General features: G+C 37.7%; 16 protein-coding genes. 9 read left to right on the top strand and 7 right to left on the bottom strand.

The window, feature by feature from the left end; genetic code table 11:
* The 7 genes from EXS92_RS03510 to mltG all read right to left on the bottom strand — a co-directional run bounded on the left by EXS92_RS03510 (position 1) and on the right by mltG (position 6,218).
* Positions 1–165 (bottom strand): hypothetical protein, encoded by a 165-nt coding sequence (locus tag EXS92_RS03510; RefSeq protein WP_097700043.1) that lies wholly within the window; start codon positions 163–165, stop codon positions 1–3.
* Between the two features lie 147 nt (positions 166–312).
* Positions 313–2,088 carry an HAD-IA family hydrolase gene (locus EXS92_RS03505; RefSeq protein ID WP_165515583.1) on the bottom strand — a complete coding sequence of 592 codons (1,776 nt, stop codon included), beginning with the start codon at positions 2,086–2,088 and terminating at the stop codon, positions 313–315.
* Between the two features lie 111 nt (positions 2,089–2,199).
* Positions 2,200–2,754 (bottom strand): 2-oxoglutarate:acceptor oxidoreductase subunit OorC, encoded by a 555-nt coding sequence (locus tag EXS92_RS03500; protein ID WP_000388038.1) that lies wholly within the window; start codon positions 2,752–2,754, stop codon positions 2,200–2,202.
* Entirely contained in the window at positions 2,754–3,575 is an 822-nt protein-coding gene (locus EXS92_RS03495; RefSeq protein ID WP_000885307.1) for a 2-oxoglutarate ferredoxin oxidoreductase subunit beta, read from the bottom strand. Before EXS92_RS03495 ends, EXS92_RS03500 begins: the two co-directional genes overlap by 1 nt.
* A gap of 1 nt (position 3,576) precedes the next feature.
* On the bottom strand, positions 3,577–4,704 hold the full coding sequence (locus tag EXS92_RS03490) for a 2-oxoglutarate synthase subunit alpha (protein WP_165515582.1): 1,128 nt from the start codon (positions 4,702–4,704) through the stop codon (positions 3,577–3,579).
* The gene (locus EXS92_RS03485) at positions 4,704–5,045 is read right to left on the bottom strand and encodes a 4Fe-4S dicluster domain-containing protein (protein ID WP_001096895.1); all 342 of its coding nucleotides are present in this window, start codon (positions 5,043–5,045) and stop codon (positions 4,704–4,706) included. Before EXS92_RS03485 ends, EXS92_RS03490 begins: the two co-directional genes overlap by 1 nt.
* A gap of 183 nt (positions 5,046–5,228) precedes the next feature.
* Positions 5,229–6,218: an endolytic transglycosylase MltG gene (gene mltG, locus EXS92_RS03480; protein ID WP_079363180.1), complete on the bottom strand. Its 990-nt coding sequence runs from the start codon at positions 6,216–6,218 to the stop codon at positions 5,229–5,231.
* Here mltG and EXS92_RS03475 point away from each other — a divergent pair.
* From EXS92_RS03475 to EXS92_RS03435, 9 genes are all read left to right on the top strand, one after another.
* Positions 6,136–9,069 carry a DUF3971 domain-containing protein gene (locus tag EXS92_RS03475; protein ID WP_165515581.1) on the top strand — a complete coding sequence of 978 codons (2,934 nt, stop codon included), beginning with the start codon at positions 6,136–6,138 and terminating at the stop codon, positions 9,067–9,069. The two genes, mltG and EXS92_RS03475, sit on opposite strands and share 83 nt — an antisense overlap.
* Position 9,070: 1 nt before the next feature.
* On the top strand, positions 9,071–9,301 hold the full coding sequence (locus EXS92_RS03470; RefSeq protein ID WP_000174130.1) for a FeoA family protein: 231 nt from the start codon (positions 9,071–9,073) through the stop codon (positions 9,299–9,301).
* Between the two features lie 2 nt (positions 9,302–9,303).
* Positions 9,304–9,954 carry an endonuclease III gene (gene nth / locus EXS92_RS03465; protein ID WP_165515580.1) on the top strand — a complete coding sequence of 217 codons (651 nt, stop codon included), beginning with the start codon at positions 9,304–9,306 and terminating at the stop codon, positions 9,952–9,954.
* A gap of 81 nt (positions 9,955–10,035) precedes the next feature.
* On the top strand, positions 10,036–10,407 hold the full coding sequence (fliN, locus tag EXS92_RS03460) for a flagellar motor switch protein FliN (RefSeq protein ID WP_001115284.1): 372 nt from the start codon (positions 10,036–10,038) through the stop codon (positions 10,405–10,407).
* Positions 10,404–11,285: a hypothetical protein gene (locus EXS92_RS03455; protein WP_165515579.1), complete on the top strand. Its 882-nt coding sequence runs from the start codon at positions 10,404–10,406 to the stop codon at positions 11,283–11,285. The genes fliN and EXS92_RS03455 overlap by 4 nt, the downstream gene beginning before the upstream one ends.
* Entirely contained in the window at positions 11,269–12,231 is a 963-nt protein-coding gene (locus tag EXS92_RS03450; RefSeq protein WP_001947644.1) for an energy transducer TonB, read from the top strand. The genes EXS92_RS03455 and EXS92_RS03450 overlap by 17 nt, the downstream gene beginning before the upstream one ends.
* Positions 12,232–12,234: 3 nt before the next feature.
* Positions 12,235–13,254 carry a dihydroorotase gene (pyrC, locus tag EXS92_RS03445; RefSeq protein WP_165515578.1) on the top strand — a complete coding sequence of 340 codons (1,020 nt, stop codon included), beginning with the start codon at positions 12,235–12,237 and terminating at the stop codon, positions 13,252–13,254.
* The gene (locus EXS92_RS03440) at positions 13,230–14,348 is read left to right on the top strand and encodes a 3-deoxy-d-manno-octulosonic acid hydrolase subunit 2 (protein ID WP_165515577.1); all 1,119 of its coding nucleotides are present in this window, start codon (positions 13,230–13,232) and stop codon (positions 14,346–14,348) included. The genes pyrC and EXS92_RS03440 overlap by 25 nt, the downstream gene beginning before the upstream one ends.
* Positions 14,349–14,354: 6 nt before the next feature.
* Positions 14,355–14,909: a 3-deoxy-d-manno-octulosonic acid hydrolase subunit 1 gene (locus tag EXS92_RS03435; RefSeq protein ID WP_165515576.1), complete on the top strand. Its 555-nt coding sequence runs from the start codon at positions 14,355–14,357 to the stop codon at positions 14,907–14,909.
* The last annotated feature ends 3 nt before the right edge of the window (positions 14,910–14,912 follow it).

Genomic DNA, 14,912 nt, shown 5'->3' with positions numbered 1-14,912 from the left:
TTATAGATTCATGTTAGGCAAAACGCTAGAGCTATGGGCTATAAAAATAATAAGCTCCACTAACCACACCACAATCAAAATCCCAAACGCCCAATTTTCTTTTTCAGGCTTTTTAAACGCTATCAAAATAGCGACCAGACTTAAAACCAGTCCTAAAAACTCCATGCCGTTCCTTAAAATTTTCGTAGGATTATACTCAAAAACGGATTATTTGATAAATAAAAAATATCTAGTGGACAACTTTTGAGAGAATTATATTAAAGGGAGAAAGCCCTATTTATCCATATTTGATTAAAAACAGAGCCGATTTTATCATTTCTTTTTTAACTTCCCATAGATTTTTTTAATGAGAGATAATATTTTAAACAACCTCTCTTGCTTGTTTGTCCTAAGGCTTCTTTTTAATACGCCATAACTTTGTGAAGGTTTTAAGATACAAGACAATAAAGAAACATCGTTGCAAAACAAGGGCAGAGCGTTTTTATGCGTCGCATCTGGAAGAAAATAAATTTGTTTGAATTGCTCTTGATCTTGAATACTAGGATTGTCAATGAAGAAATTCACCCATTCTATCACATCATGAATGTCTAAAGAAATTTGACTTTCTTTAAAATATGAAGCATATCCAACAGCCCCTTCTACTATTTTTTCATAAGCTTTAGAGCGGTATTTTTCACAAGATGAAACGTCTTTTTGATAAATTGGAACGCCATTTTCTACATTTAAAATAGGGTATTCAGGGCTTGTTAGCAAAAACTCCATAAAATCCCAATTATGAAAATAAACGGATTTAGGGTGTGAAAAAGGTAAGAAACTCACGCAATCATAATTTAAAATTCTTAGGAGATCCACATAGCACCCAAAAACTTCTTTGTTTAAAGCTTTTTGGATTAACCCTTGCGAAGAATAGCCTAAAGTAATCGTATCTACAATAGCGATATTTCCCTCTAAATTTTGTGAATACAAATATCTTCTGTAATTATCCAAACATTTTAACGCTAAATGGCGACAATGTTCAAAATTGCTATAGAGATATACATACGCCTGTTGGTTGGTGGTGATTTGTTTCTTTTTAACTTCTTCTTCGCCTTCTAAAATACGCAAAATTTCCAAACTCTCGCCCTCTACGACTTCTAAAAATACCGCTTTTTTTAAAATTCTGGGAGCATAGACATAAGTAGTTTTATATGAATTTGGATATAAAATATTAAAAATTTTTTGCAATAAATAACCATCTCGCGCAACAAACACTAAAGTATCAATATTTCTTTTATGAATTTCCTTATAGATAAACTGGCAATAAGCAACGGCTGCAATTCCTGCCTGCATCGCTCCCAAAAGAAACCAATAATCAAATTTTTCATGTTTTTGAATATGATTTTTATAAAAAACGCATAAAGATCCTAAAATAAAACTTTGCGCAACACTGGTTGGATTAAATGTTTTGTATTTAGGAAAAACTTCTTCTAATTGTTTCAACACGCTTTTTCTAAATAGCGTTGCTATGCCTAAACTTTTAGGCATAGCACCATCCGCCCAAGAATTATCACCGATATGCAACATTTGCGTGTGAGTAATATTTTCTTGTTTTAAAACATGCTTAAACAAATCCTTTGAATGTTTAGTGAGCATTATATGGTTACTAAGATAGAAATTTGTATAACCACCAAAACCCTTAGAAATTAAAATATCTTCAAGGACTTCTAAAGGTAAATACATATCTGATACAATAATCACTCTCTTATTGTTCTCTTTAGCGAAACGATAGAGTTCCAACATCTCCAAGTTTGGAATAAGCACCTCTTTTTCAGTGGTGATTTCTACTCTCTTATATGAATGAAACTCTTTTGGGATTTGATGATAAATTTCATCTAGAGTGATGTCTTGTTCTTTGCTTAATTTTCTAGATTGCATTTCTGCCAGGATCCTTGCTTGATGAAAACCTTTAATATTGTATTTAGTCTCAATATACCAAAATAAATCTGTGGGTTTAATGAAAGGTCTTAGAAGAAGGGTATCAAAAATATCAAAAGAAATCACATCGTATTTTAAAACCTCACTTTTTGCCCCATCCAAAAATTTGTGCATGCAAGAATCCTTTGTAAAATTCAAGCATTATATCATTTTTTTTTTTTCAAAAACACAAGAAAAAGGGGAAAAAGCTATAGCTAAAGAAAAATAAGATAAGGAGTTACCCCCTTATTTTTTCAAAGCTTCTAAAGCATGTTTTTTGCCAATTTCAAAGGCTTTTTTGTTGGTGTCAGCGACTTTTGCAGGGACTTTTTTAAGCATGGTGTCTAGCACGATATTTTCTTCCACGCATTTAGTCAGCTCCACGGTAATGGCTAGCGCCACCACAGATTGCGTGATAATGTTACCCACTTCATCTTTAGCGATACTAATGATAGGGATTTTATAAAGCTGGTATTTTTCCTCATCTTCTTTAGTAGGGGTTACCAGATTGGGATCAATGACAACGATACCGCCTTGTTTAATGTCGCTTTTAAACTGGTTGTAGCTGATTTGAGCGACTGAAAGCATGAAATCAATCTCGCCCTCTTTAGCATAAGGGAAAATGATTTCATCTTTGTCTAGCAAAATATCCACTTTAGTAGGCCCTCCACGCACTTGCGAAGTGTAAGTGGAAGTCTTAGTGCCATAGCCCCCACTCACAATCTTAGCCTCAGCTAAAATCTCTCCCGCTAACAGCACGCCTTGCCCTCCAACGCCCGTAAATCGTAATTGCGCTTCCATTATTGTTTTCCTTGTGCTTTTTCAATGATTTCTTGATACGCTTCGCAATATTCTTTCCTGTCCGTGTCATGCTTTAAAACGCCTGTAGGGAATTTATCCACCCTTTCTTCAGGGCTCATGGCTTCAAATTGGCGTTTGCTCACCAATCGGCTTTCCATCCATTTTAGCATTTGAGACGCTTCACCCATTTTATTCTTACGCCCTAAATTGATATGGCAATTGCTATGGACATCAAAGAAGCTAAAGCCCTTGTGCGTAAAGCCTTCTTTAAGCACTTTTTCTAATTTTTGAGGGTCTAAAACGCTCTCTCTAGCCACAAAGCTCGCCCCGGCGGCGGTGGTTAAAGCGCATGGGTCAAATTGGTTATCAATATTCCCCCATTGAGCCGTAACCGTCCACATGCCATTAGGCGTGGTGGGCGAAGTTTGGGAGTTGGTCAAACCATAAATGAAATTATTCACTAAAATAAAATTCAAATCAATGTTTCTTCTGCATGCATGCATGGTGTGATTGCCTCCAATCGCAAAGCCATCGCCATCGCCAGAAACCACGATCACATGCTTACTAGGGTTAGCCAATTTAATCCCTGTCGCATACGCTACAGCCCTACCATGCGTGGTATGAACGGTGTTGCAATTCACATACGAACTCATGCGCCCGCTGCAACCAATCCCACTCACCAAACACACATCATCCATTTTCCAACCTAAAGCGTCAATCGTGCGGATAATGGATTTTAAAATCACGCCATCGCCACAACCCCAACACCACAAAGTGGGTATTTTATCCACACGCAAATATTCATCATAATTAAACGCCATTTTAAAGCTCCTTCAACTTTGCGATGATTTGTTTAGGCGAAATCGTACGCCCATTGGCTTGCCCAAAGAAATGCACTTTCCTTTGCATAGCCCTTTCAATTTCTTCTAAATACTGCCCCTTATTCAATTCAATCACAAGGATTTTTTCGTATTTATCCCCTATTTCTTTCAAGCGTTTAGCCGGGCTTGGCCATAAGGTTTTAGGCCTGAAAAAGCCGACTTTTTGTTTGCTTTCTTTATGGTAATCTTTCAAGGCCTCTTTAACCGCTAGAGAAACCGAACCATAAGCGATGATAATAATTTCAGCACTCTCTAAATCCATTTCCTCGTTTTCGTTGATAATGTCTTGCTTGGATTCAATCTTATGGAATAATCTGTCAATCAAATCCCCCCCGATTTTAGCGTCTTCAGTAGGAAAGCCAATAGGCCCATGGTGCAAGCCTGAAATATGGTAGCGATAGCCTTTAAAGAAAGGGTTTAAGACAGCCGGCTCATCTTGCGCGACCCCATAAGGTTTGTAGTCCTTTTTATCGCCCACAAATTCCTTACGATTAATGGTTATCTTTTGCACTTCTTCTAAATCTGGGATTTGCACCTTGCCATACATATGCCCCACGGTTTCATCCATGAGCAAGAATACAGGAGTCATGAGCATTTCAGCCAGGTTAAATGCGCGAACGGTTTCTGTGTAAGCCTCTTCTAAATTTGCAGGAGCGAGCGCGACGGCTTTAAAATCCCCATGTATGGGGTGTCTTAAAAAATTCACATCGCCTTGAGCCACACGAGTGGGCATTCCGGTTGATGGGCCTGAACGCATCACATCAGCGATCACTAAAGGGATTTCCGCCATGAAAGAATAACCGATTTGCTCCACTTTCAATGAAATACCAGGCCCAGAGCTCGCTGTCATAGACTTCGTCCCGCTCATGCTCGCCCCTAAAGACACGCTAATCCCGCTGATTTCATCTTCCATTTGGATAAAATGGCCGCCACATTTGGGCAAAGCCACGCTCATCGCATGCATAATATCCGAGCTTGGCGTGATAGGATAGCCCCCAAAAAACCGACACCCCACTTCAATCGCCGCTTTAGCGACTAATTCATTCCCATCAGAAATAATCTCACGCATTACTTGCCTCTCCCTTCTAAAATAGTCTCTTCTAAGAGCATGTATTTATTGGCCTTAACCTTTTCGCTTCTTTCTTGGGCTTCTTTAGAAACTTTAGCGAATTTGAAATCCTTCCTGTCAGCCACATAAATCGCAAAATCCGGGCAGTGCAACTCGCATTGCACGCAACCGATACAACTCTCTGGGTAGGCTACTTTGGCCACTTTTCCAAGCACCCTTTCTTTTTCAATCCCCATGCCAAGAACCCCAGCAGGGCATACCGATACGCAAATATCACAACCCTTACACCTGTCTTCATTCACCCAAACGGCAACCCCATCTGGAGCGCTCATTTTAGCCATTCATTCTCCTTTGTGCTAAAAGCTGTATTTTAGCCCTAGCAATCAAAATTTGCCTAAAATTGTAGCAAGCCTTTTTTAATAAAATCTAAAATGCTTTAATAGTAAGAACTTAAAATTAAAATGAGAAAATACTAAACACTTTTTACTCAATTTAAAAGAAAAAACGCCCCATTAACCTTAATCTTAAAAATGATTATTAGAAAGATTAATGTTTTTTAAATGCTCTTTATAAGTCGCGCTGAAAGCATGTTTTTTATCCGGCATTTTCACAAAATACAAGAAATCCGTTTTTTTAGGGAAAACCACGGCTCTAATCGCTTCTAGGCTCACGCTCCCTACAGGATTTTTAGGCAAGCCCTTAAATTTATAGGTGTTATAGGGGGTGTTATCGGTTTTAATGCGCTCTTTGGTCACTTTAGCGTGTGAAAATTCCTGATAATTCAAAGCCCCATCCATTTGTAAAGGCATGCCTTTTTTTAGGCGGTTAAAAATCACGCTCGCAATCAAGGGCATTTCTTCAATATTAGCGGCTTCTTTTTGCACAATAGAAGCGAGAATGATTTTTTCAAACCACTCTTCTTTATGGTAGTATCCAAGCCATTGCTTGCTTAAAGCTTCGTGTTTTTTGAGAGATTGACCGATTAAAGCTTGCATGATTTTAAAAGCGTCCTCCCCTAAAGGCAAATGATAAGTGTCTGGCCATATCACCCCATCTTCTATCACAGAGCCGTTTAATCGTGGCGCGATGCTTTTATAAGCTTCATTGAGATCGCCAACTCCTAACTGGTAAGTCTCGCTCAAAATTTGCGTGAAAAAATAGCGGGTTTCTCCAGGGATTAAAGTCGCGCTTTTTTGTGCCGCTTTCGCTTTGATCAAACGGACTAAAAAATCCCCCTTCCTTAAAGCCCCATCGCCCATGTCAATGTAGCCTTTTTTAGGCATGCCCATTAAGCGTAAAAAAAGCAAATCTAAAGCGTTCATATCCACGCCTTGCTCTTTTAAAGAAAAAAACACTTTTTTGAGCGAACCTTGCGGGACAACCACCACTTTGTTAGGATAAATTGGTATACTTAAATAAAAAAGAATACTGATGAATAAAAGAAAACATGTATCCAAGAAAGTATTTAATGTCATTATCTTGTTTGTGGCAGTATTCACTCTTTTAGTTGTCATTCACAAAACCCTTTCAAACGGCATTCACATACAAAATTTAAAAATTGGAAAGCTTGGCATTTCTGAATTATACTTAAAACTTAACAACAAGCTTTCTTTAGAAATTGAACGCATCGATCTCTCTTCTTTCTTCCATCAAAAACCCACTAAAAAGCGTTTAGAAGTTTCTGATCTGATTAAAAATATCCGTTATGGCATTTGGGCGGTGTCTTATTTTGAAAAACTTAAAGTCAAAGAAATCATTTTAGACGATAAAAATAAAGCCAATATCTTTTTTGATGGGAATAAATACGAGTTAGAATTTCCAGGAGTCAAAGGGGAATTTTCCCTAGAAGATGATAAAAATATCAAGCTTAAAATCATCAATTTGCTTTTTAAAGACATTAAAGTCCAAGTGGATGGCAACGCCCACTATTCACCCAAAGCTAGGAAAATGGCGTTCAATTTGATTGTCAAGCCCTTAATCGAACCTAGTGCTGCAATTTATTTGCAAGGGCTAACCGATTTAAAAACCATAGAATTGAGAGCGAACACTTCTCCAATGAAAAGCCTGGCGTTTTTAAAGCCTCTTTTCCAACACCAATCGCAAAAAAATTTAAAAACATGGATTTTTGACAAGATCCAATTTGCCAGCTTTAAGATTGATAACGCTTTAATCAAGGCTAATTTCACTCCTAGCGAGTTTATCCCATCGCTTTTAGAAAATTCTGTAGTTAAAGCCACTTTGATGAAGCCTTCAGTCGTTTTCAATGATGGCTTATCGCCCATTAAAATGGATAAAACCGAATTAATTTTCAAAAACAAACAGCTCCTCATACAGCCCCAAAAAATCACTTATGAAACCATGGAATTGACCGGCTCTTACGCCACTTTTTCCAATTTGTTAGAAGCCCCCAAGTTGGAGGTTTTTTTAAAAACGACCCCTAATTATTATGGCGATAGCATTAAGGATTTATTGAGCGCTTATAAAGTCGTTTTACCTTTGGATAAAATCAGCACGCCATCTAGCGCGGATTTGAAACTCACCTTGCAATTCTTGAAAAACACCGCCCCCTTATTTAGCGTTCAAGGCAGCGTTAATTTGCAAGAAGGCACCCTCTCGCTCTATAATATCCCCCTTTATACGCAAAACGCTAATATAAGCTTAGATATTACCCAAGAATACCAATACATCTACATAGAAACTACCCACACCCGCTATGAAAACATGCTGGATTTAGACGCTAAAATCGCTTTAGACTTGAATAAAAAAACCCTTTCTTTAGATTCTTTAGTCCATAAGATACGATTCAACACTAACAACAATATCAACATGCGTTCTTATGGCTTGAATAACGACCAAGATAACCCACAGCCTACTAAATTTTCTTTAGATTTAAAAAGCTTGCATTCTGTTATTCAAGAGGGTGAAAACTCAGAGGTGTTTAGACGAAAAATCATAGACACCATTAAAGCCCAAAGTGAAGATAAATTCACCAAAGATGTTTTCTACGCTACAGGAGACACTCTTAAAAACCTTTCTTTGAATTTTGATTTTTCTAACCCCAATCACATGCAATGGAGCGTGCCGCAACTTTTATTAGAGGGTGAATTTAAAGATAACGCCTATGTTTTTAGAGTCAAAGATTTGAAAAAAATCAAGCCCTATTCCCCTATTATGAAATATTTCGCCTTAGAAGATGGCTCTTTAGAAGTTTCTACGAGCGATTTTATCAATATTGATTTTTTTGCTAAGGATTTAAAAATCACTTTACCCATCTATCATAGCAACGGCAAGCAATTTAATTCCCTCTCTTTATTTGGATCTATTAATAAAGATGAAATTTCTGTCTATACTCCAAGCAAAAGCATATCTATAAAAGTTAAGGAGGATCAAAAGGATATTACCCTTAATAACATTGATTTGAGTATTGACGATTTTTTAGATAGCAAGATGCCAGCGATTGCGGGATTATTCTCAAAAGAACGAAAAGAAAAGCCTAGCTCTAAAGAAATCCAGGATGAAGATATTTTCATTAGCGCCAAACAACGCTATGAAAAAGCCCACAAAATTATCCCTATCTCTACACGCATCCATGCTAAAGATGTCGTGTTAATCTATAAAAAAATGCCTTTTCCTTTAGAAAATCTTGATATTGTCGCTCAAGATGACAGAGTGAAAATTGATGGCAATTATAAAAACGCCATGATCATGGCGGATTTAGTGCATGGGGCTTTGTATCTTAAGGCCCATAATTTTACCGGGGATTATATCAACACCATTCTCCAAAAAGATTTCGTAGAAGGGGGCTTATTCACGCTTATTGGGGCTCTTGAAGATCAGGTTTTCAATGGCGAATTGAAATTCCAAAACACAAGCTTAAAGAATTTCGCCCTCATGCAAAACATGATCAATCTCATCAACACCATTCCCTCTCTCATTGTCTTTAGGAACCCTCATTTAGGGGCTAATGGCTATCAAATCAAAAAGGGGTCTGTTGTTTTTGGGATCACTAAAGAATATTTAGGGTTAGAAAAAATTGATCTTATTGGCAAAACGCTTGATATTGCTGGCAATGGCATCATTGAATTGGACAAAAACAAATTGGATTTGAATTTAGAAGTTTCCACTATCAAGGCTTTGAGCAATGTCTTAAATAAAATCCCTATCGTGGGCTATCTTGTTTTAGGAAAAGGAGGTAAAATCACCACTAATGTGAATGTCAAAGGCACGCTAGATAAACCTAAAACTCAAGTCACTTTAGCATCAGATATTATCCAAGCGCCTTTTAAAATCTTGCGCCGTATTTTCACACCTATTGACATCATCGTAGATGAAATCAAAAAAAACATTGATTCAAAAAGGAAGTAAAATGACGCTCAATGAAGCCATTAAAGACAAAGTTTATGAAATCGTAGAAATCGCTAACTGCGATGAAGCCCTTAAAAAACGCTTCCTCTCTTTTGGTATCCATGAAGGGGTTCAATGCATTCTTTTGCATTATTCCATGAAAAAAGCCACGCTTTCGGTTAAAATCAACCGCATTCAAGTGGCTTTAAGATCCCATGAAGCGCAATACCTTGTCATCAAAGAAAGCGTGTGAAAATGACCTTAAAACGCACTAAAACTCACCAAAAAGCCCAACAAATCAAAGAACTGCTCTTAAAACATTACCCTAACCAAACCACCGAATTGCACCATAAAAACCCCTATGAATTGCTAGTGGCTACCATTTTAAGTGCTCAATGCACGGACGCTAGAGTGAATCAAATAACGCCCAAGTTATTTGAAAAATACCCAAGCGTGAGTGATTTAGCACTCGCTTCCTTAGAAGAAGTTAAAGAGATCATCAAATCCGTTTCTTATTTTAACAATAAAAGCAAGCATTTAATCAGTATGGCACAAAAAGTGGTTAGGGATTTTAAGGGCGTTATCCCCTCTACGCAAAAAGAATTGATGAGTTTAGATGGCGTGGGGCAAAAAACCGCTAATGTGGTGCTTTCAGTGTGCTTTGATGCAAATTATATAGCGGTAGATACCCATGTGTTCCGCACAACACACCGCTTAGGCTTAAGCAACGCTAAAACGCCTATTAAAACCGAAGAAGAACTCAGCGATCTTTTTAAAGACAACCTGTCCAAACTCCACCATGCCTTAATCTTGTTTGGCCGCTACACCTGCAAGGCTAAAAACCCCTTATGCGGTGCGTGTTTTTTAAAGGAATTTTGCGTTTCTAAAGCCAGCTTTAAAGCGTAGTGGCTTTATTTGTTATAAAATTTATAGTAAAATTAAGATTTTATAATCAAAGTCAAATCATTCTTGAAAGAGTAGAGTTTTATGCCAGAAACAGAAGCTAATAAGTTAAAAATAGCCGAAAAAGAAAAAGAGAAAGCGAATAAAGAAAGAGAACTAGAGCTTTCCACTTATTTAGAAGAACTCATTTGCGATTATAAAAATCTTTTGGACATGGAGATTGTTTTTAGTGCGGAACTTGGCTCTACGCAAATCCCTTTATTGCAAATCTTGCGTTTTGAAAAAGGCTCTGTGATTGATTTGCAAAAACCCGCCGGAGAAAGCGTGGATACTTTTGTGAACGGGCGGGTTATTGGTAAGGGTGAGGTGATGGTTTTTGAAAGGAATTTAGCCATTCGTTTGAATGAAATCCTTGATTCTAACGCCATTGTGTATTATCTCGCTAAAAATTCATGAGAGCGTTGTTTTTATTGTTGATCACTACTTTGATGTTACTGGCTGAAGAAAAAATACCTTTAAATGATGACGCCCCCATTAAATTGGTTCATTGGCAAAATGCGTTAAAAGAAGTCCAACCTGATTCAAACGCTCTAGCAACACCACCCATAAAAGCCGTGCAAACCACGCTCACTTTTGAAACGCCTTTTAACAAAACGCCTAAAATCATGGAGGTTGAAGGGCAAAAAGTGATCGTTTTAAAAAACGCTCAATTGGATTCTAAAAAAACGATGGATTTTAAAGAAGCCTCTTTGAATGCATTAGAAATGTTTTCCTACCAAAATGACATCTACCTCTTGTCTAAAAAAGCTAAAGCGGGATTAGAAATCCAAGCTTCAAACAGCAAGGATAAAAGGCAACTCCGCTTTCTTTTTTTGCCTAAAGGGTTTCATTTAGCCCCACCGCCTGGCCTGAAAGAAAAATCTCAGCATGCCAATCTCGCAAGCCAAGATGAGAAAGAGCAACCCCAAAGCCTCTCAAACACCCTAGAGTTAAAACCCCAACTGGATTTAAGCCATGCTTACAAGGCGCTAGCGGTTATTGCTGCCTTACTTTTAATATTGTATGTAATCAAAAAAAAAATTGTTCCCACACAAAGATCTTTTTCTGCAAAAGATTTTAAGTTAGAAGTTAGTGTTTTGGGTCGTGTTGATGCGAACCATAAAATCATTTCCATAGAAACTAATAAGGAGCGTTACTTGGTCTTACTAAGCGACAAATACGGCCTGCTTTTAGACAAAATAAGCCCAAAAACATCTAAAGAAGAACTGATTAAAGAAGCTGAAAATAATATAAAGAATTCAAAATTAGGAAATTTATATGCCGGAAAATTCTAAACTACAACCTGCTAAGTTAGGGAAAAATTTTGATCCTGTGGATCATTCTAACAGGAATTTTTTCTTTTCTCTCATTCTGTCTGTATTGTTACACTGGTTGATTTATTTTTTATTTGAACACAGAGAAGATTTTTTTCCTTCAAAACCCAAGCTCGTTAAATTAAATCCTGAAAATTTATTGGTTTTAAAAAGAGGCCATTCGCAAGATCCTAGTAAAAACAACCCGGGTGCTCCTAAACCCACGCTAGCTGGCCCTCAAAAACCCCCAACACCCCCCACCCCACCCACACCCCCCACTCCGCCAACCCCACCAAAACCTATAGAAAAGCCTAAGCCTGAGCCTAAACCAAAGCCCAAACCAGAACCCAAAAAGCCCAACCACAAACATAAAGCTCTTAAAAAAGTGGAAAAAGTGGAAGAGAAAAAAGTAGTGGAAGAGAAAAAAGAAGAGAAAAAAGTAGTAGAACAAAAAGTAGAGCAGAAAAAAATAGAAGAGAAAAAACCTGTCAAAAAAGAATTTGACCCTAACCAGCTTTCTTTCTTGCCTAAAGAAGTTGCGCCACCCAGAAAAGAAAATAATAAAGGATTAGATAACCAAACCAGAAGGGATATTGATGAATTGTATGGCGAAGAATTTGGGGATTTAGGCACAGCCGAAAAAGATTTCATCAGGAATAATTTAAGGGATATTGGGCGCATCACGCAAAAATATTTAGAATACCCTCAAGTAGCGGCTTATTTAGGGCAAGACGGGACGAATGCGGTAGAGTTTTACTTGCACCCTAATGGCGATATTACCGATCTTAAAATCATCATTGGCTCTGAATACAAAATGCTTGATGACAACACCTTAAAGACCATTCAAATCGCTTATAAGGATTACCCACGCCCCAAAACTAAAACCCTCATTCGCATTAGAGTGCGTTATTACTTAGGAGGCAATTAAAAAATGGAAATCACGCTTTTTGACCCTATAGACGCCCACTTGCATGTGCGAGAAAACGCGCTTTTAAAAGCGGTATTAAGATACTCTAGCGAGCCTTTTAGCGCCGCGGTGATCATGCCAAACCTCAGTAAGCCCTTGATTGACACTCCAACCACCCTTGAATATGAAGAAGAAATTTTAAACCATTCTTCAAACTTCAAGCCTTTAATGAGTTTGTATTTTAATGATGGCTTGACTTTAGAAGAATTGCAACGCGCCCAAGAAAAAGGCATCAGGTTTTTAAAGCTCTACCCCAAAGGCATGACCACAAACGCGCAAAACGGCACTTCGGATTTGTTGGGTGAAAAAACTTTAGAGATTTTAGAAAACGCCCAAAAATTAGGCTTTATTTTATGCATCCATGCAGAACAAGCCGGGTTTTGTTTGGATAAAGAATTTTTATGCCATAGCGTTTTAGAAACTTTCGCGCTTTCATTCCCTAAACTCAAAATCATTATAGAGCATTTGAGCGATTGGCGCAGTATCGCTTTAATTGAAAAGCATGACAACCTCTATGCGACTTTAACTTTACACCATATCAGCATGACTTTAGATGATTTATTAGGGGGGAGTTTGAACCCGCATTGTTTTTGCAAGCCTTTAATCAAAACCAAAAAAGACCAAGAAAGGCTTTTATCCCTTGCTTTAAAAGCCCACCCTAAAATCTCTTTTGGCTCTGATAGCGCCCCGCATTTTATCTCTAAAAAGCATAGCGCTAACATCCCGGCGGGTATCTTTTCTGCCCCTATTTTGTTGCCTGCATTGTGTGAACTTTTTGAAAAACACAACGCTTTAGAAAACTTGCAAGCCTTTATCAGCGATAACGCTAAAAAAATCTACGCACTAGAAAATTTGCCCAGTAAAAAAGCGCGTTTGTCTAAAAAACCCTTTATAGTCCCTACACACGCGCTTTGTTTGAATGAAAAAATCGCTATCTTAAGAGGGGGCGAAACGCTATCTTGGAACCTTCAAGAAATCGCCTAAAGCATGCCGCCTTTTTTGTGGGGCTTTTTATTGTTTTATTTTTAATTATAATGAAGCGCCAAACCCCCCCCTATGCTTTTATGCGCAATCAAACCCTTGTTACTCAAAACCCCCCCTATTTCACGCAACTCACTATCCATAAACCAAATGACGCTTTAAGCGTGCATGCGAGCTCTTTAATCAATTTGCCTAATGATAATCTTTTGAGCGCTTATTTTAGCGGCACTAAAGAAGGGGCAAGGGATGTGAAAATCAGCGCGAATCTTTTTGATGGCAAGACTAATCGCTGGAGCGAAGCCTTCACTATTTTAACTAAAGAAGATCTTTCTCATCATTCGCATGAATACATCAAAAAACTGGGTAACCCCTTGCTTTTTTTGCATGACGATAAAATCTTGTTGTTTGTCGTAGGGGTGAGCATGGGCGGATGGGCCACTTCTAAAATCTATCAATTTGAAAGCGCTTTAGAGCCGATTCGTTTTAAGTTTGCGCGAAAACTCTCTTTAAGCCCTTTTTTAAACTTAAGCCATTTGATAAAAAATAAGCCTTTAAACACCACTGATGGCGGGTTTATGCTACCACTCTATCACGAATTAGCCACCCAATACCCCCTATTATTGAAATTTGACAAACAAAATAACCCAAGAGAGCTTTTAAGGCCTAATGCCCTAAACCACCAGCTCCAGCCAAGCCTAACCCCCTTTAAAGATTGTGCCATCATGGCGTTTAGAAACCATTCTTTTAAAGATAGCCTCATGCTAGAAACCTGCAAGACCCCCACCGCTTGGCAAAAACCCATTTCTACAAATCTTAAAAACTTAGATGATTCTTTAAATTTACTCAATTTAAATGGAATATTGTATTTGATCCATAACCCTAGCGATTTATCACTGCGTCGTAAAGAACTTTGGCTTTCTAAATTAGAAAACTCCAACTCTTTTAAAACCTTAAAAGTTTTAGATAAAGCGGATGAAGTGAGTTACCCAAGCTATAGTCTTAACTCTCATTTTATAGATATTGTCTATACTTATAACCGCTCTCATATCAAACACATCCGTTTCAATATGGCTTATTTAAAATCCCTTCTCAAGTGATTAACGATGCTTATATCTTCTTCTTACACGCTGAGTTTTATATGGCTTTTTTTAATTTTCTTTTTTTTCAAAAATAAGGCGTTAAGTTTAAGGTTTTCGCTCTCGTTTATAATCGTGATTTTAAGCAATATCGCTTTTAAAAACTCTCTATCGCTCAATGCATTTTTAAGCAGTTTTATGGCCCCCTTAAGCCTCTTTAGCTGTCTTTTGATCCTTGCTTATGCACTCTTTTCTTGCCGTCTCCTCCAAAAACCCCCTTTAGAAACCTTGCAATCTTATAGCGTCATGCTGTTTTTCAATCTGTTGCTTTTGACAGATATTTTAGGGTTTTTGCCTTTTTCAATCTATCATCATTTCATGGCTTCTCTTATTTTTAGCGCGCTTTTTTGCAGCAGTTTGTTTTTGACTAGCCCCTTACTGGGCGTGATCGCTTTAGTAGCGTTATCCAGTTCGCTTTTAATGCGTTCTAATTTTCAAATCTTAGATTCTTTATTGGATTTCCCCTTGTTTCTTTTTGTCTTTTTTAAGACTTTATATCTCGCTAAAAAAAGGTTGTATTAACGC

The organism is Helicobacter pylori (genome assembly GCF_011175115.1).
Classification (GTDB): Bacteria; Campylobacterota; Campylobacteria; order Campylobacterales; family Helicobacteraceae; genus Helicobacter; species Helicobacter pylori_DF.
Note: the sequence above shows the minus strand (reverse complement) of the source record. Positions and strands in the feature narration are given on the sequence as shown.